A 21,224-nucleotide genomic window follows, 5' to 3' on the forward strand; every position below is an offset into this window, starting at 1 on the left:
TAGAAATGACTAAACAAACCGTAAATGTCGGTGAGAATTTTATTATAAGAGTTTCTATCAATACATGGGATTTCTTAGCAAAAAATTACACATGGCAAAGTTTGTATGATAATTATGAGAAATGGAGTGATCTTATAAATGGCAGTTGAGATACCGGATAAAATCATTGTTCCAGAGATTGATATGTCTGATCCTGCTGATATTAGGCAGGTCTGGGATGAAATCAAAACTGTTGCACAAAAGATTAATAATACGATAGATGTATTATCAGAACATGATACATCTTTAAATGATGCAGTATATTATGAGGAGGATTAATTAAAATGTTTAAAACTTTAAAACGCTCGGGTGCGTTGTACACACACACACACACACACGGGTATACAACAAATTTATACAATTATTAAAGAGGTACTTTTTAAGTGCCTTTTTAATTGTAAAAGAAAGTGTGGTGACAAGCATTTAGACTTGTCACGGTGGTCTAATGTCTAAATTAGTAGATAAAAATGGTAATGAAATTTTAAAAGATAAATTACTATGGAACGGTACTACTTCGGGTTATTCTGGTAACGTAACGTTAAATCAGAATCCTTTTGAATTTAAGGAACTTATTTTTGTTTATGAAAGAAATGACAAAAATTGTTTTTGTATAGCTCCCATTATAAATCATCAATATTTGAGTGATGGGTGCGCAGTTAATGCATATCAAACTGTTTATTTTTCCGAAATGGTGTACACAGAATCAAATAAGAATTTATTTTTTAACAGCATTTTATGGTCAAATGAAAATAACAACAGTACAGTGACCTTAAAAGAAATATGGGGTAGATATTAGACCAGCATTTCTAAATGCCTACATGGGTAGATTTACAGATAAAAATGGAAACAAAATATTAGCTGGGACTGTTTTATACGATGGCGATACTACCAGTGATTTTATTTTGAATGATGAATATGACAATTATGATTATATAGAAGTTATCTATCGTCCGCATCCTAGCTTAGGTCAGTGTAGTGATAAAATGATTACTTCAAAATCTGCTAGAATGCACTTAAGCAGTGCACAAACAATCAGTGGCGTAACTACAATTTATCGCTGTCAAATGGATTTTGAAGGTAAAAATGTGCGATTGACAGGAACTAGTCAGGCTATAGGCGGAGCAAGTGCAGGAAATGAAGTAACTATATATAGAGTAATTGGTTATTAAAAGGCACTAAAAAAGACCTCTCTAAAATAAAGAAAGAGAGGTAAAAAATAATGATAAAATCAGTAAAAATTCTTGCGGGGGGGGGTACTGTTTACTAACACAGTATCTTATACCCCTACTACTAACCAAAGAGGAGGTGCAGCTAAATAGCTACACACCTTTTTGGAGGTGGGTATATGACTAAATTCAAAAATTCTACAAATCAAACGTTATTGGAAATAGGAACTACGACTTTATTTTATCAGGATGCCAGCACTCTTTCGCAGGCAGTTACTTTAGAAAAAGAAGTAGAAAATATTATATTTTCCTTAAGAGGAACCCCAACGAATCCCAGGGACCAAATAGATAGATATTATGCTCAGCTTAACTGGAACAACGATCCTAAGACTGTTTGTTTTATCGCTAAGGGCAGTGGATTTGTAAATGGCCACGCTATGCCGTTGGATTTTTTAGTTAAATATAAGAATTAGTCATATGCAAGCTATTTGCTAAAAATATGAGCAAATTTAAAGATAATGAAGGAAACATTTTATTAGATTTAGTTAGATTACTTGTTTATAAGAAGAAAGTTAATAATGTTCAATACGATACTTTTGAAACTGGGTTATACGCTTATGGAAGTTATGCCACAGGCGCACCAACAGATTGGGCAGGTACAGTTTTGAATATTTACAAACCAACCGAGTTTAGAAATGATGGTGATAATGATACAAGTATATTCAAAATCGCATTTGACAGAACTGGAATTTATGCAATGCGATTTAATGAAGAAGGAGTATCACAAACCAGCTGGGTTCAAATCGTTTCCTTTTAGTGTTAGTAAATGGGCGATTATGCCAAATACAAATGGAAAATTAGTAGATAAAAATGGAAATGAAATTTTTCCTATTGAACGTGGCACTGTAGAAAGTGCGGTTGGATCAATTACATATGTAAAACGTGGGAAAATTGTAATATATACAATAGATTTTGTAACTTCATCTATAAGCGCAGCAACAAGTGCATTAGCTACTGCCCCATATTTTAATAAAAATATGGAATTTGAAGGTGGAGCAATATTAAGAGTAGCTAACACACCAGTTGGATACGCTTGTTGTTCAGTTACAAAGGAAGGTAGAATAAAAGCAATACACTCTGCATATGATAATCAGGTTCAATTTGTCGGCAGTGTAACAGTCATATTAGAGTAAAGGCATCTAAAAAATGCCTTTTTTTATATTATATGAAGGTGAGGAAAATGAAAAAAATGGTCTTAAATAATTTGAATTATATGGATGCTTATAATGCGATAGTTGGAGGCATTATTGCTTTTTTTAGTTTTATTTTTGGTAAGCACTGGTTGTTATTTGCGGTATTTTTACTTCTAAATGTAATCGACTGGATTACCGGGTGGATGAAATCACGGATTGCTAAAAAAGAAAATTCAGTCAAAGGATGGCAAGGAGTTTTAAAGAAAATCGGCTACTGGCTAATGATCATGGTTTCTTTTGCGTTATCTGCGATTTTTATTGAACTAGGAGATACGTTAGGAATTGATCTAGGTGTAACAACATTATTAGGATGGTTTGTTTTAGCAAGTTTGCTGGTCAATGAAGCAAGAAGTATTGTTGAAAATTTTGTTGAAGCTGGGTTTAATGTACCAGCTATTTTGATAAATGGTTTAGAAGTAGCAGACAAAATTATTAATAAAGAAAACGAAAATGAGGAGGAAGAATAATATGAAATTCGGGATTAATTGTGGACATACAAAATCAGGACCAGGTAGTGGGGCAGTTGGACGTATTGTTGAAAGTGACGAAACAAGAAATGTTGGATATAAATTAATGGATAAATTTAGAGCAAATGGGCATACAGTTGTAGATTGTACAATTAATAGTGCTAGTTCTCAAAATGCTTATCTATCTCAAGCTGTAAATTTAGCAAATCGACAGGATTTAGATTATTTTATTAGTATTCATTTCAATGCTGGAGGCGGACGAGGTGTAGAAACTTATACATACGAAGGACGTCAATTTGCAGATGCACTTGAAACTTGTGCGAATATTGCAGCTCTAGGTTTCAAAAATAGAGGCGTTAAAGCAGGTACAGGGCTTTATGTCATTAGAAAAACAAAAGCAAAATCAATGCTGATCGAAGTTTGTTTTGTTGATACGGATGATGCGAATTATTATTTAACAGTAGGTGCTGATGCTATTGCACAAGCAATTTATAATGCAGTAGTTGATGTTAACAACGGTACTGCGAGCGAGGGAAATACAGCTGTAGATAATGTAAATAATGGAGTAGCAAATGCTTCTAAAGATATTATCAAAGCAGGACAGCAACATAGTATAAATTTTACAGGTAATTCTATTGCAGTAGACGGTATTTGGGGAAGTAAGACAAAAGCAAATGCTATTCGTTGCGTGCAAAATGCTATGAATCTAGATTATGGTTCTGGTTTAGCAGTGGATGGAATTTGGGGATCTAAATCTAATAAAGCATTAGGAAATCACTATGTAAAACGTGGCGAAACTCAATATATGATCACTGCGGTTGAAATTTTATTAATGTTAAGAGGTTATAATCCAAGTGGAGTAGAATGCCCTGGAATTTTTGGCTCTGGATTAGAAAGTGCAGTTAAACAATATCAAAGTGATGCTGGTTTAAAAGTGGACGGTATTGCTGGTAAAAACACTATTAAATCTTTAATGAATGTATAGAGGTGTAGCTTATGACACTAAAAGCAAAAAGAATTATTTTTTCTATTCTAACATTATCGTTGTTAGCTAATTTATTGTTGGTTATCTATGTTCAACAAATAAAAATTAATACGAAAACTAATAAAGAAGAGATTGTTGAATTAGAAAAAGAAAATAAAAGATTGGAAGATAATAATGATTTTTTGCTGGAAAATAATGAATATTTAAAAAAACAGTATAGAAAATATTTCGAGCTGAGTGAAGAACTCCAGAATCAGATGGGAGTCTATTATGATTATTAAATTAAAGGAACACGCAGAAACAATAGCCGCTAAGAAACTATCAGTAGACCAGAAATATTGGTTGATATTGGACGGCAAGTTTATTAGTGTTATTGAAGATAAAAACCACAAACAATATTACATTAATAATAAATATATTGAAAAATCCTAGGGTTTGACGCTCTAGGATTTTTATACTATAATTTTATATATGGTGCTGCGTAATGCTTGTGATGATATAATAAACTGTCCTAAGGTACGGTTTGGTTCATCTCCACCAATAGTTGATTACACTGATAACATCAGTGTTTTTTTAATTTATAAATGTTATAATTATTGTTGAAAAGATAGAATTAAGGATATCCTGTTGTTAATGATGATTATAGCGAAGAAAATATCTGATATGATAATTAATAGAAATTTTTTATAATAGGCAAAAATATTAAAATTTTAGTAGTACAGTTTTATTAACTGTATCTGGAGGTGTTAAAATGGCTGAGAAGGTAAGATGTTCGCTTATGAAAGATCAGGAAATTGATCTTTACACATGTTTTGAAATACATACAGTTGTTGATGGTACTTCTCCAAAATTAATAGCACCTAGTGAAATTTTTGATAATGATGATTTTGAAAATATATGCAAACAATGTAAGAATCATAGATTAGATTAATATAAGAGGCAATTTAAAATTGTCTTTTTTGAGTTGGAAGATAATAATAGGAAAGTTTTGTTGTAGTAAAAATATTAGAAATTGAGCTTGGATTTTTAATTAAGAAGCTTACTAAAAGTAATATTGAATCAGTAGTGTCGAATTTTTTGCTAAAAGATAGAAATAAGTTGGTATATAAAAAAAAGTTATAATTATGCTATAATGCACTTGCTATTGCACCTCCATTCAATAGGTAAAGGAGGTGAGTTTCTATGGGGGCAATCTTTACGATTTTAACTTCTATCATAGCAGGTGTGATTTGCCATCTTATCTGTAAATGGCTCGATAGAAATAGCAAGCAATAGCAGAGCATAAAAAAAGGAACGTTGCAGCGTTCCTTTTTTCGTTTCTATGGCATCTTTACGATTTTTGCCTATAGATATTATATAGTATGTTCTAGTTAAAATCAAGTATACTTTATTTAGTGTTAACACATATTTTTACATATTTTTTTAAGCTGATTAATTTTTGATAGATGTTGATGTTAGAATAAAAACGGACTAGTTAGTATATGGTACAATGTCATAAGCTTAAATCAAAAATAGGAAAGAGGTATATAACAATAACCAAACCAACATTTGCAGATGAATTTAAATAGGAAGTAATTCAATATGTATTTGATTATCTGATGAATCAAAAATAGCTGTTGCTAAAAAGTACGGTATTGCAAACAATGTAAGAATCATAGATTAGATTAATATAAGAGGCAATTTAAAATTGTCTTTTTTGAGTTGGAAGATAATAATGGGAAAGTTTTGTTGTAGTAAAAATATTAGAAATTAAGCTTAGATTTTCAATTAAGCAGCTTACTAAAAATAATATTGAATTAGCCTTGTTAGTTGTTTTTATTTTATTATTAACAATTGGTAAGATATAATAATTTTAAGAAATATTTTAATGATTAGGAGTTATGAAAAATGGCATTTAAGATAATTGATAGAGAAAACTGGTCCCGTAAAGAATATTTTGAACATTACTTTTCAAATGTTCCTTGTACATATAGTATGACTACTAAATTGGATATTACGAAAATTATAGAAAGTAAAAAGAAATTATATCCTGCGATGCTTTATTATCTTACAACTATTGTAAATCGTCATGTTGAATTTAGAATTACTTTTAATAAGGATAATGAATTAGGGGTATATGATGAAATGTTGCCTTGTTATACTATATTTCATAAAGATACAGAAACTTTTTCTAATCTTTGGACAGTCTATTGTAAAGATTATGAAGAATTTTACAAAATGTATGAAGATGATCTTCGCCAATATGGAAACCAAAAAGGGATGTTTGGAAAACCTGATGTTCCTGATAATTGTTTTACTGTGTCAATGATACCTTGGGTATCATTTGAAGGATTTAATTTGAATTTACAAAAGGGATATGATTATTTATTGCCTATTTTTACGATGGGAAAGTATTATGAAGAAAATGGAAGAATCTTACTACCTTTAGCAATTCAAGTTCATCATGCTGTTTGTGATGGTTTTCATCTTTGTCGTTTTATAAATGAATTGCAGGAATTAATAAATAGTTAAAGATTTAAGATTGGTTAAATTTTAGAAAATGAATTTATGAATAATGAAAAAATAACTATTTTTAGTAGAGCTAAAGATAGTTATTTTTTATGAGAATTTATTTTTTAAATCCATTTTTTACAATATTAATATAGCCATTTGCTACCAATTTTAGTTGCTCTTTAAATGTTGGGATATTTGTACTATCTAAATTTTGTAATGGTTTTATATAAGTATTTTGTACAATTGACCAATAAGAATCTTTTATTTCTAGATTATATTCCTTTTGCCATTTTCTAAAATTTCTATTTAATATTTTATATAATTCCATTGGATCTTTAGTTTTAAAATAAATATCCATTAAGTTTAAAGAATCATCAATACTTATATCTAAAGATGATAGATAGCTAAATAAATTGGATACTTCACTATTATTCATTAATTGCAAAGAATAAGTATCATAATTTGTATTAATATCAAGATAAACAAAATATAAATTGTAAATACCATAATAGCGACCATCTTCACCTTTAGAGCAACATAATGAAATATTAATCGATTTAATATCTTTAACTGCAATTATATTTTGATCGAATTTTATTTGATCATCTAGATAATATAAACCTATATAACCATTATCTTCTGCATCTTTTTTAGGATTAACTATAGTTACTTTTGTTCTTTTAATATAATCGGTTATTTTATTTTCGATAATTTCAATTTTCTTTTTTTCTTGTTGAAAGTATTCTTGTTTATTTTTTAAGCAATAGCGTATTGATAAATCACCAGATAATATTAATTTAATATCATCAATAGAAATCCCCATTGATCTAAGCGTTAAAATCAATTGTAATAATTCAATATCGTTTTGATTATATTCACGATAATTATTTTTGTTTCTTGTCGGTTTTATCAAGCCTTCTTTTTCATAATAAATTAATGCTTGTTTGGTAATGCCAAGTAACTGTTCAACGTCATGAGTTTTCATATTTATCACTTCCTTGGCTTAAATTAAACACTATATGCTAACAATACAGTCAATACTTTTAGATAATAATTTTATATTTTTTATTTATTATACACTTTTTATAGTAGCTATGATTTAAAAATGAATATAGTATAATAAATTAGTAGATAAATTTGATTATGGGATGGATAAAAATATATGAGTAAGCGACCTGAATTTAAAATGATTAAATCTTATGATGAGTTTAAAAAGTATTATTGGTATCGTCAGGAATTATCTAAAATATGTAAAGAACTTAATATTGATCATACTGGAACAAAACAGGAATTGAATTATAATATTGAAGAATATTTTAAGGGTAATTTAATTAGTAAAAAGAAAAAACATGTAATAAAAAATAGCTGTAAGGAAATCACTATGGATAGTCCTTTATTAGATTGTGGTTTTTCTTTCAACGCTAGATTTAGGCAATTTTTTTCAAAACAAACCGGAATTGAGAATTTTAAATTTACAGCAGATATGGCAACAGCATGGCGTAAAGTGAAACATGAACAAAATCATGATTTTACAATTGGTGATATGCTGGCAATATATTATCATAAATCAGATTATGCAAAATATGATAATTCATCTTGTCAATGGAATACATTTTTAAAAGATTTTTGCCAAGATAAAAGAAATGAGCATTTTAAAAATAAAATGAAAACAGCAGCTATACTTTGGCAAATAGTAAAAGAATCTTCATTACCAAAGATTTATACATATGATTTGGTTTTAAAATATAAAGATAAATTAGATGGTTGAATAAATATTATTTGTTATTGCAGGGGCTAATATAATAAGTATTATTTCTTCTGTTATTGAAAATGTGTTTTTTATTAATTTAAATTCTTGTTTTTTAGTTTCGTTTATATTTAGAGTTTAGTATTAAGTAGTGTAATAATGATATTAATGGGTGGATTTTATAAAGAAATACTAATAGAGAATAATAAAAATTATAGTTAAATACTTAGGGGGATATCATTTATGATTGATTATAAAATAGTACGTTTGATAGATAAACCAGAAATGTTAGATCATATGGCAAAGTGGTTTAACAAAAAATGGGGTGTTCCATTAGCTTTATATGAAGAAAGCATGAAAGATTGTTTAAAAAAGATCGATGCAGTACCTCAATGGTATGTAGCGATTGAAAATAATAGAATTATTGGCGGAGTAGGAGTAATTGAAAATGACTTTCATGATCGAAAAGATCTTGCTCCTAATATTTGTGCCTTGTATGTCGAAGAAGATAAACGGTGCAATGGAATAGCTAGTGCTTTGTTACAATATGTATGTGATGATATGAAAAATAAAGGAATTGATACTTTATATCTTATCACTGACCATGTTGGTTTTTATGAACGCTATGGCTGGGAATTTTTTGGTATGGTTAAAGAAGGTGGGAATTCTAATATGATAAGGATGTATATTCATAAATAAATCTATATTTTATAGTTTGTTTTATAAAAAAAGAAGGATGTATTTTCATACACTCCTTCTAGTATTTTTATTAACCTTCAAATGTTGGACGAACAACTAAATCTGATACATCAACACCATCTGGTTGAGAAATTGCATATAATACTGCATTAGCAATTGTTTCAGGTTGTAAACCGAATTGTTCATAGAATCCTTCAACCATTCTCTTATGATCATTTTCAGCTACAGTATTTAATAATTCAGTTTTGATTGCTCCAGGATAGATTGTAGTTGTACGAATATTTTTACCTTCCTGGTTAGTTTCTGAATTAAATGATTGTAACATTACTTTTACGAAATGTTTAGTTCCGCAATATACTGCATTACCTGGTACTAATGTAGTTCCAGCTCTTGATGATGTAATAATGACATGTCCAGAATTTTGTTCATAGAATTCAGGAATAACGGCATACATTGAATTTAATACCCCTTTGATATTAATATCAACCATGTTCATCCAACCGTTAATATCTAATTCAGACATGTTACCAGCTGGCATAATTCCAGCATTAGCAAATAATACATCTACTTTTCCAAATCTTTCTTTAGCTAATTTTACAATAGCTTTCATATCTTCTACATTTGTAACATCTGATTTAAGATATGTAGCACAAGAACCTAATTCACTAGCTAGTTTTTCTAGACGATCTTCTCTTCTTCCACTTAATACAACTTTTGCACCATTAGCGGCTAATACTCTTGCAGTAGCTTCTCCGATTCCTGAAGTAGCTCCTGTTATAATTACAACTTTGTTTTCTACGTTTTTCATTTTAAATACCTCCTTGTTTTTACAATTACATTCTAGCAAAGCTTTAATTAAAAAAATAATTGTTAAAAATCATAGGTATATGATAATAAATCATAGTATAATATGATTACAAAACATAGAAAGGAGCGCTATATGGAATTAAGACAACTACGATATATAATAAAAATTGCAGAATGTGGAACGATGCTAAAAGCGGCTGATGAATTATTTATTTCACAATCTGGATTAACTCGTTCATTAAAATCACTAGAAAAAGAGTTAGGAATGGAAATATTTGACCGTATTAATAATCGATTAGTATTAAATGAATATGGAAAAATAATAGTTGCTGATGGAAAAAAGATATTAAATGATGTAGATAAACTGCAAACTAAAGTAAAAAACCAATATAACTTAAATATGAATATGTTAATTGGTTCCTGTGCTCCAGCGCCATTATGGGCTTTTAGATATACGATGAAACGACAATATCCTGATACACCCTTTAGGTATGAAACTATGTCTGATGCTGAAAAACTAATTAAAGGTTTAAATGATCATTATTATACTGCAATTATATTAGATTATCCGATCTTAAAAGACGATGTGGTATGTTTTAAGATGTGTCAGGAAGTTTTAAATATTTCTACTACTAGTGATCAGCCGATTTCATCGAAAAAAGAGATCACATTTAATGAGTTGAATGGTTATAATTTTTTAGAGTATAGTAATACTGGTTATTGGCATGAGGTCTGTGTTAATAATATGCCTGATTCACATTTTATTGTTCAAGATGATCTCGAGTTATATGAGATATTACAAAAACAATCTTCATTATTTACTTTTAGAACAAGTTTGACGATTCCTAGATTTCATCTTTATGAAGATAGGGTCTATATTCCAATTACCGATCAAGAAGCAACGCTTTCTTTTTATTTAATATGTAATAAAAAAGAATATCCAAAAATTAGTAAAATAAAAGATAATATTGCTAATGTTGATTGGACTCATTATCGAAGTGAAGATTTTGAAGTAAGATAGTAAATATAGTTAATTTTATAAAATAGGAGGATTTAAAATGGATATTTGGGAAAAGTTATATTTAAAAGCAAAGGAGCAATATCACCCTCAAGAGATTACTCCCTTTATTTATGCGCATGGTGTTGTATGTGCCATAGAGGCAAAAAACGGTGAAATTTATACTGGATTTTGTATTGAAAGCTGTTGTGATGTTGTAACATTGTGTGCAGAACGAGTTGCAGCATTAAATATGTATGTTAACAGTGGTCAAACCGTAATTAAAAGATTAATTGCTTTTCGTGATAAACCGCCTTATGGCGGTGGCAGCGGGATGCCTTGTGGCGCTTGTCGTGAGTTTTTGATGCAGTTATCATTAGAAAATAAAGATATGGAAATTATGGTTGATTACGATAAAAGAGAAACAATAACTCTTGGTGAATTAGTACCAATGTGGTGGGGAGAAGAAAGGTATAATAGTTCAAAAACAGACAAGTAAAAATATAAATTCTTATTGTTATGAGTTTTGATTTGAGGTGAAAAGATGCTGGAAATACAAGATAGAAACTATTGCCCCAATTTACAGGAAATAGATGAATATATAAAAAATCCGGTTTTTAAACAATTTTGTCTAGAGATAAAAACAAAATATAAATGTAATGAAAAGATAGAATATAGTTCATGTAGTTATGAAAAAGGCTGGAATATTAAATTTAAAAAGGCAGGTAAAACATTATGTACTATTTATCCTAGAAAAAATTATTTTACCGTTATGGTTGTAATTGGTAAAAAAGAAAAGGAACAGACACAACTTATCTTGCATGAACTTAGTGATAGTATTCAAGAAATATATCACAATACTAAAGAAGGAAATAACCAAAGATGGCTTATGATTGATTTAAAAGATAATGATGAAGTATATAAAGATACTTTACGGTTAATCGATATAAGGCGTAATTCTTAGCAAGTATAATTGATAAAAATAAGGAGAAAGTAACAATGATAGAAATAAGACAAGAAAATAAAAATGATTATAAAGAAGTATATGAAGTTGTAAAAACAGCTTTTGAAAGTGCTGAACATAGTGATGGAAATGAACATGATTTAGTTGATTTATTAAGAAAGAGCGATAATTTTATTCCTGAGTTATCTTTAGTGGCAACATCTAATGGAAAAATAGTTGGCTATATTATGTTTACTAAAGTTAAAATAGGTGACAGTATTCAATTAGCATTAGCACCGTTAGCTGTTTTACCAGAATATCAAAGAAAAGGAATCGGTAGTACGTTAATTAAAGAAGGACATAAAATTGCTAATGATTTAGGATATGATTATTCTATTGTTCTTGGAAGTGAGAAATATTATCCTAAAATGGGTTATTTACTAGCGATAAATTATGAAATAATGCCTTCATTTGAGGTACCAAGTGAAAATTTTATGGCTTGTAAATTAAATGAAAAAGCAGTAAATATTTTTGGTATTGTTGAGTATGCCAAAGAGTTTGGAATATAGTTAAATATTTTTAAGTAGAACAGCAAATTTTAATATTTGTTGTTTTTATATAAATGAATAATGTTAAGTTTATCACTAATATGATATTTAATATTGAAAATATCAACAGAATTTAAAATATCAATAATTATAAGCTTCATTTGAAACATATTTATTAAAATATCTTAAAAATACCATACTTTTAAGTTATTTTGGTTGACAATTAGTACGAAAATGCTAGAATTTAGTAGAAAAATACTGATAGTGGGAGATTTTTTATGGATAATGTTGCAAAGAAAAAGGAAAGTCCTTTAAAAAAATTGAAAACTAGAAAAGAGTTTTTAATTATTGGAGGCTTGTTATTAGTTATAATCGCAGTGTATTTGATTGGAAGTCTATACTTCAATCAGAAATTTTTGAAAAATACCTATATCAATGGGGTTGATGTTGGTGGTTTGACTGTTGAAGAAGCGAATGATGAATTAGCTAAGCTTGTTAATGGTTATACATTAGAACTTCAATTTAATGATGGTAATAGTGAATCTATTTCTGGTAATGAATGTGGTGTAACTTACAATAAGGATAATAATGTTCAAGATATATTGAAAAAGCAAAGTTCATTTTCTTGGATAAATGCATTCTTTGGTAAATCTGAAAATTCAGTTAATAATCTTGCTAAAGTAGATGAAACAGTATTAAGACAACAGATAGCTTCTTTATCACATCTTCAAACTGATGCCCAGGTGGCACCAGTTGATGCACGAGTAGAATATACTAATAATCAATTTGCGATTGTTGATGAAGTATATGGATCTACTATTGATCAAGATAAGCTGGTTAGCGAAATAATGTTAGCATTTAGTGAAGGAAAAAATAAACTAAATCTAGATGAAAAGAGCTGTTATGTTCAACCTGGTGTTAAAGCAACAGATGCTTCGATCCAGCAATTATATGAAGCAGCAACTAATTATGCTTCAGCATCAATTACATATAATACAAGATCAGGTGATGTTGTTTTAGATGGAAGTACTTTGATTACCTGGTTATCAATTGATGAAAATGGAAATTATTATCGTGATGATGCAGTTTTTAAAGAAAAAGCAACTGATTTTGTTAGTGACTTAGCTAAAAAAATCAATAGTGTTGGTGGCACTAGAACTTTTGTTGGTGCTAATAATCGGACAATTACTGTTAGTGGTGGTAATTATGGATTACGACTTCAAAATAGTAAAGAAGTTACTGGTTTATTAGAAGATATCTATGCTAATAAAGTAACAACTAGAACCCCAGTAACAACTGGCGGTGATGCTGGTGGTGAAAATGGTGGTTTAGGTAATACTTTTGTTGAAATTGACTTAACTGGTCAGCATATGTGGTATCACAAAAATGGAACAATTATTTTAGAATCTGATATTGTTTCAGGAACATACAATAATCCAGAACGACGCACACCAGCAGGAACTTATTATTTATATAATAAGGAAAGAAATCGTACTTTAAGAGGTACTAAAAAACCAGATGGTACTTATGAATATGAAACACCAGTTTCTTATTGGATGCCATTTAATAAAGGAATTGGATTACATGATTCTTCAAGCTGGCGTTCAAGATGGGGTGGCGATATTTATATGAATAATGGATCTCATGGCTGTATCAATTTACCTACAAGTGTAGCTGGACAGTTGTATGAAAATATTGAAATCAATTGTCCTGTAGTATGTTATTATTAAACAGTCTTTTATAAGACTGTTTTCTATTTAGGGGGAATATTATAATTATGAAAATACTTGCAAGTGATTTTGATAATACTTTATTGTTTCATGATCAAGAAAAAAGTTATTATCGATTAGAAGATGTTCAGGCAATCAAAAAATTCCAGGCTCAAGGGAATTTATTTGGTGTTTGTACTGGACGTAGTTATAATGGAGTTATTAATTGGAATAGTGAAGGTATTGAATATGATTTTTATATTCTTTGTTCTGGAGCTAAAATCTTAGATAAACAGGGCAATGTTATTTTTCAAAAATTTATTAATAAATCTTTAGTAAGTGAAATATTAAAGGATTATCCATTAGTTAATACTAGTATTGTTTATTTAGAGGATACTTATATTTTAAATCCAGTTGATGATTATATTAATCATCATAATATTGATTCACTTGATGAAATTGGCGATGAATATGAGGCTTTTTCATTGCATTTTGAAGATGATGAAATAGCTGGTAAAGAATATTTAAAAATAAAAGAGCGTTTTGGTAAGTATATTGATGTATATCAAAATGAATGTCATCTAGATTTTGCACCACTTGGTTGTTCAAAAGGAAATGGTATCTTAACAATTATTGATCATTTTAATATTGATAGTAAGGATATGGCTGTAATTGGTGATTCTTATAATGATATACCAATGTTGAAAGTTGTAGATGAAGCTTTTACTTTTAATCGTAGTCCTGAAAAAGTAAAGCAAGAAGCTAAATATCTGGTTGATGGTCTTGATGGATGTATAAGTATCTTAATGGATTGATTTGGAGGAAAGATGAAATTAGAATATTTTACAAGTCAAAAAGATAACCTTGATAAACAAATTAAGCAGTTAGAATCAGCTACCTTTAAGATTTCAATGTTAAGATTATTAGTTGGTTTGAGCATTATTGTCTTATTGTTAGTAAGTTATTTTTATAAGATCGACTTGCTGGTTTATGTGTGTTTTTTGCTATTAGTTATATTTATGGGTTTAGTTTATTATTATAATAAGCTAAATCAAAAGCTTTCTTATTTAAAGGCAAAAGCTCAGGTTGTTTTACGTTATTTACAACGTTTTAATCATGATTGGAAAGAGTTTGAAGAAACTGGTAGTGAGTTTTTTAGTGAAATGAGTGGGCCAGTTAAAGATTTGGATCTTGCAGGTCAAAATTCTTTGTATCAATTTTTAAATACGGCAACTTCATCACTTGGGAAAAAACGTTTGATTGATAAGTTAACGAGAAAATCTTTTGATTATAAAGCTATTATTCAAGAACAACAAGCAGTTGAAGAACTTGGTGAAAAACTTGATTTTGTTTTAGAAACAGAAACTTATGGTAAGATGACAAAAGAATATTATCTAGGTGAAAGAGCGGTTAATGATTTTTTAAAACTGATAAAGGATCATAATAGTAGTAATAAACTAACTTTTTTAAATTATCTAATCCCAGTAATTACAATTGTGGCAATACTTTTGTTTTGTTTTAAAATCGGTTTTCAATATATGATAATTTTAGTACCATTATTAATTATGGGACAATTATTTTTTGCTGCTTTAATGTTATTAAAAAATCGAAATTTATTTGATTGCAGTGCAAAACTATCATCATCACTTGAATATTATTTAAATGTTTGTAATTTAATTAGTGGAAGTGACTTTAATACTAATCACTTACAAATTATAAAAACTGATTTACAAGCAGCTTTATTGCATTTAAGAGAGTTAAAAAAGATTAGTGATATGATCAAACAGCGTAATAATTTATTAGCTTTTTTATTACTAAATGGATTATTATTATGGGATCGTAATTGTTATAGTCGTTTAAATCAATGGATTGATGATCATGGAAATCAGTTAGAACATTGGTTAAAGCAAATTGGTGAGTTAGAATCACTTATTAGTTTACAAGTTTTAATCCAGACTAAAACAGGTGTATCAATGCCATCAATAGTTGATGAACATAAACCGGTTTTAGAGTTTCAAGATGCTTATCATCCTTTACTAGTTAGCAATGAAGCGGTTGCTAATAGTTTTAAAATGGAACGTCAAGTAGCAATAATAACTGGTTCTAATATGTCTGGAAAAACTACATTTTTAAGAACGGTAGGAATCAACTTAGTTTTAGCTTATGCTGGTGGACCGGTAATGGCTAAGTCATTTACTTGTTCGTTGATGCAGTTATTCACATCGATGCGAATTGAAGATGATATTGAAGGAATTTCAACTTTTTATGGGGAGTTACTTAGAATTAAAGAAATTGTTGAAGAAAATCGTACTGGAAAAGTAATGATTGCTTTAATTGATGAGATATTTAAAGGTACTAATTCAGCTGATCGAATAATTGGAGCGCGAGAAACGGTTAAACAGTTATCTTCAAATAACATATTTACTCTAATTACAACTCATGATTTTGAACTATGTGAATTAGAAAATGATGTATCATGTAAAAATTATCATTTTGAAGAATATTATCAAGATGATAAAATTAAATTTGATTATCGTATCAAAGATGGTCGCAGTAAGACGACAAATGCTCAGTATTTATTAAAGATGGTCGGAATAATTGAATAATTATTTTAGATAAAAAAAGATCCTTTGAAATGACTAATAGTTATTTGTAAATTCAAATAATAAAGTCACTTCATTATGGATCTTTTATTCTGCGCTAATTGCGCTTTGTTCTTGTTTATATGCCTCTTTATCAGCTATTTTAACCCAAGGCATCCACATAAAATATGGAATAATAATATTAGTAACTACAGCTAAGGCAACGACTTTCCATCCTCCCTGGATAAAAGCAGCAACTCCAAATGGTAAACCGAAAACGTAAGCAGAACCGTTTAAATGTGGTACTAAACCTACTGCAATAGCAATATATGCTACAGCTAAACCAACGACTCCATTTAATAAAAATGGAACAATGAATTTAAAGTTTAAAATTAAAGGCATCCCAAAGTTTAATGGTTCACCGATTCCAAAGATTGCAGGTCCAATTCCTAGTTTACCAAATTCTCTAAATTGTTTTGATTTAGCTCTAAACAATAATAAACATAAAGCAATTTGACAACCACCAAAATAGAAAATACTAAAGAAAGCATAACCAACAATATTTGGTTCAGCAGCTCCAGTAGAAAATGCAGCTAAATTTGCAGCATCCATTGCAAGCCAGATTGGTTGATAAAAAGGTGCTAAAACGTTTTGTCCATGAATTCCAAAGAACCACAATACTTGAGCTAAAAAAGCAACAAATAAAACAGCCCAGATACTACCACCTAATGATTGTAAAGGTACTTGTAATAATGAATAAACTGCTTGGTGTAAACAGCCAATACTTGTAAGTGAAAAAACATAATTTATTGCCATGAATAAAACTGAAATTAAAACAAAGGGAATTAATCCAGCAAAAACATTAGATACCATTGGAGGTACACCATCTGGCATTTTAATAGTTAAATTATGATCTTTAGTATACTTATAGATAAAAGTAGTAACAGTAGCAACGATTATAGCGGTAAAAGCTCCTTGAGAACCTAACCAGGTAGTAGGAATTGCACTAACTTCATCACTAGTAGTTCCTATTGGAGTAACAATCAAAAAGCAAAGAAATGCAATTGCAGCAGCGGTCATACCGTCATCTTTATCCATGTATTGATTGACTAGATTTTTAGTAATAAAGAAAACCATGTAGACTGCTAATAATCCCATTGTATAAGTATTAACAGTAGTAAAAACAGTAGCTAAGCCTGAATCATTAATAAAAGTAGAGATTGGTCCCATTGGAACAACCGCTAATAATAAAGCAAATGAACCAACAACAGTAATTGGTAATGTAGCCATCATTCCCCCAGATAGCCCTGTTAAAAATTTGTTTGATGAAATTTTAGTAATAATTGGATTGATTTTATCAAAAATAGCTTCAAATTTCTTGTTCATATTTTCCTCCCGATATTTTAATATACGTATCTAGAATTTGTATATCGTGTTTAACTAAGCACTATTATATTTCAAAGCGCTTACAAATACTTGCTCGATATAGAGAGAAAAATATAACAAATTTGATTTTTTCAATCCTATTTGTCATATCTAGATGGCTTTTTTTGATAATTTGCTAGTAATAATTTACGGTATTTACTAGGTGAAATATTTTTTAAAGCCTTAAATTTTTTTATAAAATAGCTGCAACTATCAAAACCACAGGCAATGCTGATATCTAAAATTGATTTTTTTTCATCTAAAAGTTCTTCACAAGCCATATCAATTCGATATTTATTAATATATTCAATTGGGGTATAACCAGTATTATCTTTAAAGAATCTTGAAAAATATTGATGATTATAATTTAATAACTTAGCTAACATTTGACTAGTGATTTTTTCATCATAGTGCTCTTCAATATATTTTAAAACAATTTCTATTGCTTCTAAATTATGTTTACTGTAATCATTAGTTATTAAAAGCTGATGATCAATAAAGTATTTAAAGATTATTAATAAATATATTCTAATTTCTAATTGATGGGTAATTGTTTCATGATTGTATATAGTAACAATTCTTAAAAACATCTCTTCAATATTATCATCATCAATTGTAATTGGACTTTTGATAACTAATTCATTATTAATATATGGTATTATATGTTGATAAGTGTTAACATCTTCAATTTCAAATTTTAATAATTCTTTTTTAAAAACACAGGAAAAATAGTGGCAATCTTCTTTTGCAACAATATAATGCAATAAAAAAGGTTCAATTATTGCTAGCTGTCCTTGAGTGATGATTTTTTCTTTACCGTCAATAAAAAGAGAAATCTTGCCAATATATACATAAATCCATTCTACCTCTTCATGCCAATGTAAATAACAGGCTTCCATGTCTTTTTCAGCAATCAAATTATAAAAAGCAAATGGAAACAGGTGATTACCATGGCTACGTTTTTCTTTCATTATTTTCATGATTTTAGCTCCTTATTGTCAAATTTGTTATATTTTGAGGTGTAAAATGCACAAGAATATTTATCTAAATTATTATAATATTTTTATAGGCGATAGGAAAGGAGAATTTTCATGATTAAAAGATTTAGATTTGGAAATCCAATAGAAACAGATACAGTTATCAACAAATGTGATATTAGTTTAGAGACAATTGATAAGTTTACAGTTACAAATGAAGAAAAATTAGTATTTACTTATCAAATGGATCCTCAAGATGTAGTTTATGGTTTAGGTGAAAATATTAATGGAATTAATAAAAGAAATTTCACTTATATTTCTAGATGTATGGATGGTTCTCGTCATACTGAAGATCGTAATAGTTTATATGCAGCTCATAATTTTATGTTGATTAAAGGAAAAGAAACTTTTGGGGTTTTCTTTGATGTGGCTGGAATAATCAGTTTTGATGTAGGAGAAACTGATATCGATAAATTAATTGTAACTAGTGATGATCAAGATTTAGATGTTTATATTATTGATGGTACGAGTATGCAAGATATTGTTACTCAATTTAGAGCTATGATAGGTCGTAGTTACATTCCCCCAAAATGGGCTTTTGGGTATCATCAAAGTCGCTGGTTTTATAAGACAGAAGATGATTTTAGAGAAATTGCTAAAAAATATCAGGAAGCTAAAATTCCTTTAGATGCTATTTATATGGATATTGATTATATGGATGAATATTCAAGTTTTACAATTAATCGTAAAAATTTACCTAATTTTGAAGGATTAGTTTCTGAAATGAAAGAACAAGGGATTCATTTAGTACCGATTATTGATGCTGGAATCAAAGTAAAACCAGGTTACAATATCTATGAAGAAGGTGTTAAAGGAAATCATTTTTGTAAAGATGCAAATGGTAATGATTTTAAATGTGGGGTTTGGCCTGGATATTGTCATTTAGTAGATGTATTAAATGATGAGCATCGTAAATGGTTTGGTGATCAATATAAATTTTTATTAGATAAGGGTATTGATGGAATTTGGAATGATATGAATGAACCATCAATTTTCTACACTGATGAAAGATTGAATGAAGCGTATGAAATGGTAGATCGTTTAAGAGGATCAGAACTTGATTTACAGACTTATTTTGGAATGCGTAAAAAATTCTCAACGCTTTCGAGTAATCCTAAAGATTATCAGCTTTTCTATCATGATATTAATGGTAAAAAAGTTAGACATGATAAGGTTCATAATTTATATGGTTATAATTTATCTAGAGCTGCTGGAGAAGCATTTGAAAGAATGTCACCAGATAAAAGAATTTTATTTTTCTCACGTTCTTCTATGATAGGTATGCATCGTTATAGTGGTATTTGGACTGGTGATAACCATGCCTGGTGGTCACATTTAAAATTAAGTATACATCAAATGCCAAATATCAATATGTGTGGTTTCTTATATACTGGTTCTGATATCGGTGGTTTTGGTAGTGATACTAATGAAGAATTAATGACTAGATGGGTAGAATTTGGTATTTTTACACCATTGATGCGTAATCATTCTCAAAGTCGTCGAGCACAAGAACTATATGTATTTAATCATACTGAAACATTTAAAAATTTGGTTGAATTAAGATATGCACTAATTCCATATTTGTATAGTGAATTTGTTAAAGCGGCATTAAATAACGATTCATACTTTAAACCATTATCATTTGTATATGAAGATGATGCAAGAACATATAATATTGAAGATCAGTTGATGGTTGGTGAATCAATAATGATTGCACCAGTTTATGAACAAAATTGTCGCGGACGTTATGTTTATTTACCAGAAGATATGAAGATGATTAAATATCGTTCATTAGATGATTATGAAGAAGTTGAAATGAGTAAAGGTGATCATTATATTAATGTGGCATTAAATGAATTAATTTTCTTTATTCGTAAAAATCATGTTGTTCCAATGGCTAAACCAGCTTTAACAACAAAAGATATGGATTTCGATAACTTATATTTATTAAGTTATGTAAAAGATCCAATAGAATATGTATTGTATGATGATGATGGTTATACTACTGATATGGAACGTGAAGAACATTTCCATAAAATAACTGTTAATAATAATGAATGTCATTGTACAAGTAAAAAAGTAACTTTATTATAATTAAAAACACTCCCTTAATATCTGGCGATAAGTATGTATGCTTATCGCTTTTAATATCTAATAATAAAATAGATAACATAAATCCAGCTTAAAAGACCGTGAATAATTGCCCAGCCAATTGATTTCCAGGTAGTATAGCTAATTACCATGGCTAAGGCACTACCAAATGTAATTCCTGATTTTACGGTTTTATGAACAATTGTTGTTTTGTTTTTATTATCTGACATTGTTTT

Annotated in this window: 27 protein-coding genes; 22 read left to right on the plus strand and 5 right to left on the minus strand. The window is 28.9% G+C overall.

Annotated features, from left to right (window positions below; genetic code table 11):
- The first annotated feature begins 138 nt into the window (after positions 1-138).
- The 12 genes from ABGT36_RS02600 to catA all read left to right on the plus strand — a co-directional run bounded on the left by ABGT36_RS02600 (position 139) and on the right by catA (position 6,421).
- Positions 139-318, plus strand: coding sequence for a hypothetical protein (locus tag ABGT36_RS02600; protein WP_346676648.1), 180 nt, complete (start codon positions 139-141; stop codon positions 316-318).
- 166 nt (positions 319-484) lie between these two features.
- Positions 485-835, plus strand: coding sequence for a hypothetical protein (locus ABGT36_RS02605; protein ID WP_346676650.1), 351 nt, complete (start codon positions 485-487; stop codon positions 833-835).
- Between the two features lie 22 nt (positions 836-857).
- Positions 858-1,208: a hypothetical protein gene (locus tag ABGT36_RS02610; protein ID WP_346676652.1), complete on the plus strand. Its 351-nt coding sequence runs from the start codon at positions 858-860 to the stop codon at positions 1,206-1,208.
- Positions 1,209-1,384: 176 nt separating this feature from the next.
- A complete protein-coding gene (locus tag ABGT36_RS02615) occupies positions 1,385-1,678 on the plus strand; it encodes a hypothetical protein (protein WP_346676654.1) in 294 nt (97 codons plus the stop codon).
- A 26-nt stretch (positions 1,679-1,704) separates the two neighbouring features.
- Positions 1,705-2,022 carry a hypothetical protein gene (locus tag ABGT36_RS02620; protein ID WP_346676656.1) on the plus strand — a complete coding sequence of 106 codons (318 nt, stop codon included), beginning with the start codon at positions 1,705-1,707 and terminating at the stop codon, positions 2,020-2,022.
- Between the two features lie 19 nt (positions 2,023-2,041).
- On the plus strand, positions 2,042-2,398 hold the full coding sequence (locus tag ABGT36_RS02625) for a hypothetical protein (RefSeq protein ID WP_346676658.1): 357 nt from the start codon (positions 2,042-2,044) through the stop codon (positions 2,396-2,398).
- Positions 2,399-2,445: 47 nt separating this feature from the next.
- Positions 2,446-2,925, plus strand: coding sequence for a phage holin family protein (locus ABGT36_RS02630; RefSeq protein WP_346676660.1), 480 nt, complete (start codon positions 2,446-2,448; stop codon positions 2,923-2,925).
- A 1-nt stretch (position 2,926) separates the two neighbouring features.
- Entirely contained in the window at positions 2,927-3,910 is a 984-nt protein-coding gene (locus tag ABGT36_RS02635; RefSeq protein WP_346676662.1) for an N-acetylmuramoyl-L-alanine amidase, read from the plus strand.
- A gap of 11 nt (positions 3,911-3,921) precedes the next feature.
- Positions 3,922-4,191, plus strand: coding sequence for a hypothetical protein (locus ABGT36_RS02640; RefSeq protein ID WP_346676664.1), 270 nt, complete (start codon positions 3,922-3,924; stop codon positions 4,189-4,191).
- Complete coding sequence (locus ABGT36_RS02645) at positions 4,181-4,342, plus strand: hypothetical protein (protein ID WP_346676665.1); 162 nt, start codon at positions 4,181-4,183, stop codon at positions 4,340-4,342. The genes ABGT36_RS02640 and ABGT36_RS02645 overlap by 11 nt, the downstream gene beginning before the upstream one ends.
- A gap of 319 nt (positions 4,343-4,661) precedes the next feature.
- Positions 4,662-4,841, plus strand: coding sequence for a hypothetical protein (locus ABGT36_RS02650; RefSeq protein ID WP_346676666.1), 180 nt, complete (start codon positions 4,662-4,664; stop codon positions 4,839-4,841).
- A gap of 956 nt (positions 4,842-5,797) precedes the next feature.
- Positions 5,798-6,421: a type A chloramphenicol O-acetyltransferase gene (gene catA, locus ABGT36_RS02655; RefSeq protein WP_346676668.1), complete on the plus strand. Its 624-nt coding sequence runs from the start codon at positions 5,798-5,800 to the stop codon at positions 6,419-6,421.
- A gap of 97 nt (positions 6,422-6,518) precedes the next feature.
- Here the strand turns inward: catA and ABGT36_RS02660 are convergent, their stop codons facing one another.
- On the minus strand, positions 6,519-7,388 hold the full coding sequence (locus tag ABGT36_RS02660) for a MerR family transcriptional regulator (protein ID WP_087301615.1): 870 nt from the start codon (positions 7,386-7,388) through the stop codon (positions 6,519-6,521).
- Between the two features lie 177 nt (positions 7,389-7,565).
- On the opposite strand from ABGT36_RS02660, the gene ABGT36_RS02665 reads away from it, so the two are divergent.
- A complete protein-coding gene (locus ABGT36_RS02665; RefSeq protein WP_346676671.1) occupies positions 7,566-8,171 on the plus strand; it encodes an SAP domain-containing protein in 606 nt (201 codons plus the stop codon).
- A gap of 222 nt (positions 8,172-8,393) precedes the next feature.
- Positions 8,394-8,849, plus strand: a complete 456-nt coding sequence (locus ABGT36_RS02670; RefSeq protein WP_346676672.1) for a GNAT family N-acetyltransferase — start codon at positions 8,394-8,396, stop codon at positions 8,847-8,849.
- 70 nt (positions 8,850-8,919) lie between these two features.
- Here ABGT36_RS02670 and ABGT36_RS02675 read toward each other — a convergent pair whose 3' ends face one another.
- A complete protein-coding gene (locus ABGT36_RS02675) occupies positions 8,920-9,657 on the minus strand; it encodes an SDR family oxidoreductase (RefSeq protein WP_346676674.1) in 738 nt (245 codons plus the stop codon).
- A gap of 132 nt (positions 9,658-9,789) precedes the next feature.
- Here ABGT36_RS02675 and ABGT36_RS02680 point away from each other — a divergent pair, with 132 nt between their 5' ends.
- The 7 genes from ABGT36_RS02680 (at position 9,790) to ABGT36_RS02710 (ending at position 16,459) form a co-directional block, all read left to right on the plus strand.
- Positions 9,790-10,677 (plus strand): LysR family transcriptional regulator, encoded by an 888-nt coding sequence (locus tag ABGT36_RS02680; RefSeq protein WP_346676675.1) that lies wholly within the window; start codon positions 9,790-9,792, stop codon positions 10,675-10,677.
- A 37-nt stretch (positions 10,678-10,714) separates the two neighbouring features.
- The gene (locus ABGT36_RS02685) at positions 10,715-11,152 is read left to right on the plus strand and encodes a cytidine deaminase (protein ID WP_346676677.1); all 438 of its coding nucleotides are present in this window, start codon (positions 10,715-10,717) and stop codon (positions 11,150-11,152) included.
- 45 nt (positions 11,153-11,197) lie between these two features.
- Positions 11,198-11,617 carry a DUF3788 domain-containing protein gene (locus ABGT36_RS02690; RefSeq protein WP_346676679.1) on the plus strand — a complete coding sequence of 140 codons (420 nt, stop codon included), beginning with the start codon at positions 11,198-11,200 and terminating at the stop codon, positions 11,615-11,617.
- Positions 11,618-11,652: 35 nt separating this feature from the next.
- A complete protein-coding gene (locus ABGT36_RS02695; protein WP_346676681.1) occupies positions 11,653-12,165 on the plus strand; it encodes an N-acetyltransferase in 513 nt (170 codons plus the stop codon).
- 257 nt (positions 12,166-12,422) lie between these two features.
- Positions 12,423-13,874 carry a L,D-transpeptidase family protein gene (locus ABGT36_RS02700; RefSeq protein WP_300630661.1) on the plus strand — a complete coding sequence of 484 codons (1,452 nt, stop codon included), beginning with the start codon at positions 12,423-12,425 and terminating at the stop codon, positions 13,872-13,874.
- A 47-nt stretch (positions 13,875-13,921) separates the two neighbouring features.
- Positions 13,922-14,668: an HAD-IIB family hydrolase gene (locus tag ABGT36_RS02705; protein ID WP_087303283.1), complete on the plus strand. Its 747-nt coding sequence runs from the start codon at positions 13,922-13,924 to the stop codon at positions 14,666-14,668.
- A gap of 12 nt (positions 14,669-14,680) precedes the next feature.
- Positions 14,681-16,459, plus strand: a complete 1,779-nt coding sequence (locus ABGT36_RS02710) for a MutS-related protein (protein WP_346676684.1) — start codon at positions 14,681-14,683, stop codon at positions 16,457-16,459.
- An 84-nt stretch (positions 16,460-16,543) separates the two neighbouring features.
- Here the strand turns inward: ABGT36_RS02710 and ABGT36_RS02715 are convergent, their stop codons facing one another.
- Entirely contained in the window at positions 16,544-17,821 is a 1,278-nt protein-coding gene (locus tag ABGT36_RS02715) for a PTS sugar transporter subunit IIC (protein ID WP_087374782.1), read from the minus strand.
- A 137-nt stretch (positions 17,822-17,958) separates the two neighbouring features.
- Entirely contained in the window at positions 17,959-18,840 is an 882-nt protein-coding gene (locus ABGT36_RS02720; RefSeq protein ID WP_087374784.1) for an AraC family transcriptional regulator, read from the minus strand.
- A gap of 111 nt (positions 18,841-18,951) precedes the next feature.
- Here ABGT36_RS02720 and ABGT36_RS02725 point away from each other — a divergent pair, with 111 nt between their 5' ends.
- Positions 18,952-20,991 (plus strand): TIM-barrel domain-containing protein, encoded by a 2,040-nt coding sequence (locus ABGT36_RS02725; RefSeq protein WP_346676685.1) that lies wholly within the window; start codon positions 18,952-18,954, stop codon positions 20,989-20,991.
- 50 nt (positions 20,992-21,041) lie between these two features.
- Here the strand turns inward: ABGT36_RS02725 and ABGT36_RS02730 are convergent, their stop codons facing one another.
- Positions 21,042-21,218 (minus strand): hypothetical protein, encoded by a 177-nt coding sequence (locus ABGT36_RS02730; protein WP_204215340.1) that lies wholly within the window; start codon positions 21,216-21,218, stop codon positions 21,042-21,044.
- Between the last annotated feature and the right edge of the window lie 6 nt (positions 21,219-21,224).

This window comes from Erysipelatoclostridium sp. An173 (assembly GCF_963931465.1).
GTDB lineage: Bacteria > Bacillota_I > Bacilli_A > Erysipelotrichales > Coprobacillaceae > Thomasclavelia > Thomasclavelia merdavium.

Bases quoted from the DNA above. Each gene is read 5' to 3' on its own strand.
- ABGT36_RS02600 (WP_346676648.1), top strand. From the start codon at position 139: ATGGCAGTTGAGATACCGGATAAAATCATTGTTCCAGAGATTGATATG.
- ABGT36_RS02605 (WP_346676650.1), top strand. From the start codon at position 485: ATGTCTAAATTAGTAGATAAAAATGGTAATGAAATTTTAAAAGATAAA.
- ABGT36_RS02610 (WP_346676652.1), top strand. From the start codon at position 858: ATGGGTAGATTTACAGATAAAAATGGAAACAAAATATTAGCTGGGACT.
- ABGT36_RS02615 (WP_346676654.1), top strand. From the start codon at position 1,385: ATGACTAAATTCAAAAATTCTACAAATCAAACGTTATTGGAAATAGGA.
- ABGT36_RS02620 (WP_346676656.1), top strand. From the start codon at position 1,705: ATGAGCAAATTTAAAGATAATGAAGGAAACATTTTATTAGATTTAGTT.
- ABGT36_RS02625 (WP_346676658.1), top strand. From the start codon at position 2,042: ATGCCAAATACAAATGGAAAATTAGTAGATAAAAATGGAAATGAAATT.
- ABGT36_RS02630 (WP_346676660.1), top strand. From the start codon at position 2,446: ATGAAAAAAATGGTCTTAAATAATTTGAATTATATGGATGCTTATAAT.
- ABGT36_RS02635 (WP_346676662.1), top strand. From the start codon at position 2,927: ATGAAATTCGGGATTAATTGTGGACATACAAAATCAGGACCAGGTAGT.
- ABGT36_RS02640 (WP_346676664.1), top strand. From the start codon at position 3,922: ATGACACTAAAAGCAAAAAGAATTATTTTTTCTATTCTAACATTATCG.
- ABGT36_RS02645 (WP_346676665.1), top strand. From the start codon at position 4,181: ATGATTATTAAATTAAAGGAACACGCAGAAACAATAGCCGCTAAGAAA.
- ABGT36_RS02650 (WP_346676666.1), top strand. From the start codon at position 4,662: ATGGCTGAGAAGGTAAGATGTTCGCTTATGAAAGATCAGGAAATTGAT.
- catA (WP_346676668.1), top strand. From the start codon at position 5,798: ATGGCATTTAAGATAATTGATAGAGAAAACTGGTCCCGTAAAGAATAT.
- ABGT36_RS02660 (WP_087301615.1), bottom strand. From the start codon at position 7,388: ATGAAAACTCATGACGTTGAACAGTTACTTGGCATTACCAAACAAGCA.
- ABGT36_RS02665 (WP_346676671.1), top strand. From the start codon at position 7,566: ATGAGTAAGCGACCTGAATTTAAAATGATTAAATCTTATGATGAGTTT.
- ABGT36_RS02670 (WP_346676672.1), top strand. From the start codon at position 8,394: ATGATTGATTATAAAATAGTACGTTTGATAGATAAACCAGAAATGTTA.
- ABGT36_RS02675 (WP_346676674.1), bottom strand. From the start codon at position 9,657: ATGAAAAACGTAGAAAACAAAGTTGTAATTATAACAGGAGCTACTTCA.
- ABGT36_RS02680 (WP_346676675.1), top strand. From the start codon at position 9,790: ATGGAATTAAGACAACTACGATATATAATAAAAATTGCAGAATGTGGA.
- ABGT36_RS02685 (WP_346676677.1), top strand. From the start codon at position 10,715: ATGGATATTTGGGAAAAGTTATATTTAAAAGCAAAGGAGCAATATCAC.
- ABGT36_RS02690 (WP_346676679.1), top strand. From the start codon at position 11,198: ATGCTGGAAATACAAGATAGAAACTATTGCCCCAATTTACAGGAAATA.
- ABGT36_RS02695 (WP_346676681.1), top strand. From the start codon at position 11,653: ATGATAGAAATAAGACAAGAAAATAAAAATGATTATAAAGAAGTATAT.
- ABGT36_RS02700 (WP_300630661.1), top strand. From the start codon at position 12,423: ATGGATAATGTTGCAAAGAAAAAGGAAAGTCCTTTAAAAAAATTGAAA.
- ABGT36_RS02705 (WP_087303283.1), top strand. From the start codon at position 13,922: ATGAAAATACTTGCAAGTGATTTTGATAATACTTTATTGTTTCATGAT.
- ABGT36_RS02710 (WP_346676684.1), top strand. From the start codon at position 14,681: ATGAAATTAGAATATTTTACAAGTCAAAAAGATAACCTTGATAAACAA.
- ABGT36_RS02715 (WP_087374782.1), bottom strand. From the start codon at position 17,821: ATGAACAAGAAATTTGAAGCTATTTTTGATAAAATCAATCCAATTATT.
- ABGT36_RS02720 (WP_087374784.1), bottom strand. From the start codon at position 18,840: ATGAAAATAATGAAAGAAAAACGTAGCCATGGTAATCACCTGTTTCCA.
- ABGT36_RS02725 (WP_346676685.1), top strand. From the start codon at position 18,952: ATGATTAAAAGATTTAGATTTGGAAATCCAATAGAAACAGATACAGTT.
- ABGT36_RS02730 (WP_204215340.1), bottom strand. From the start codon at position 21,218: ATGTCAGATAATAAAAACAAAACAACAATTGTTCATAAAACCGTAAAA.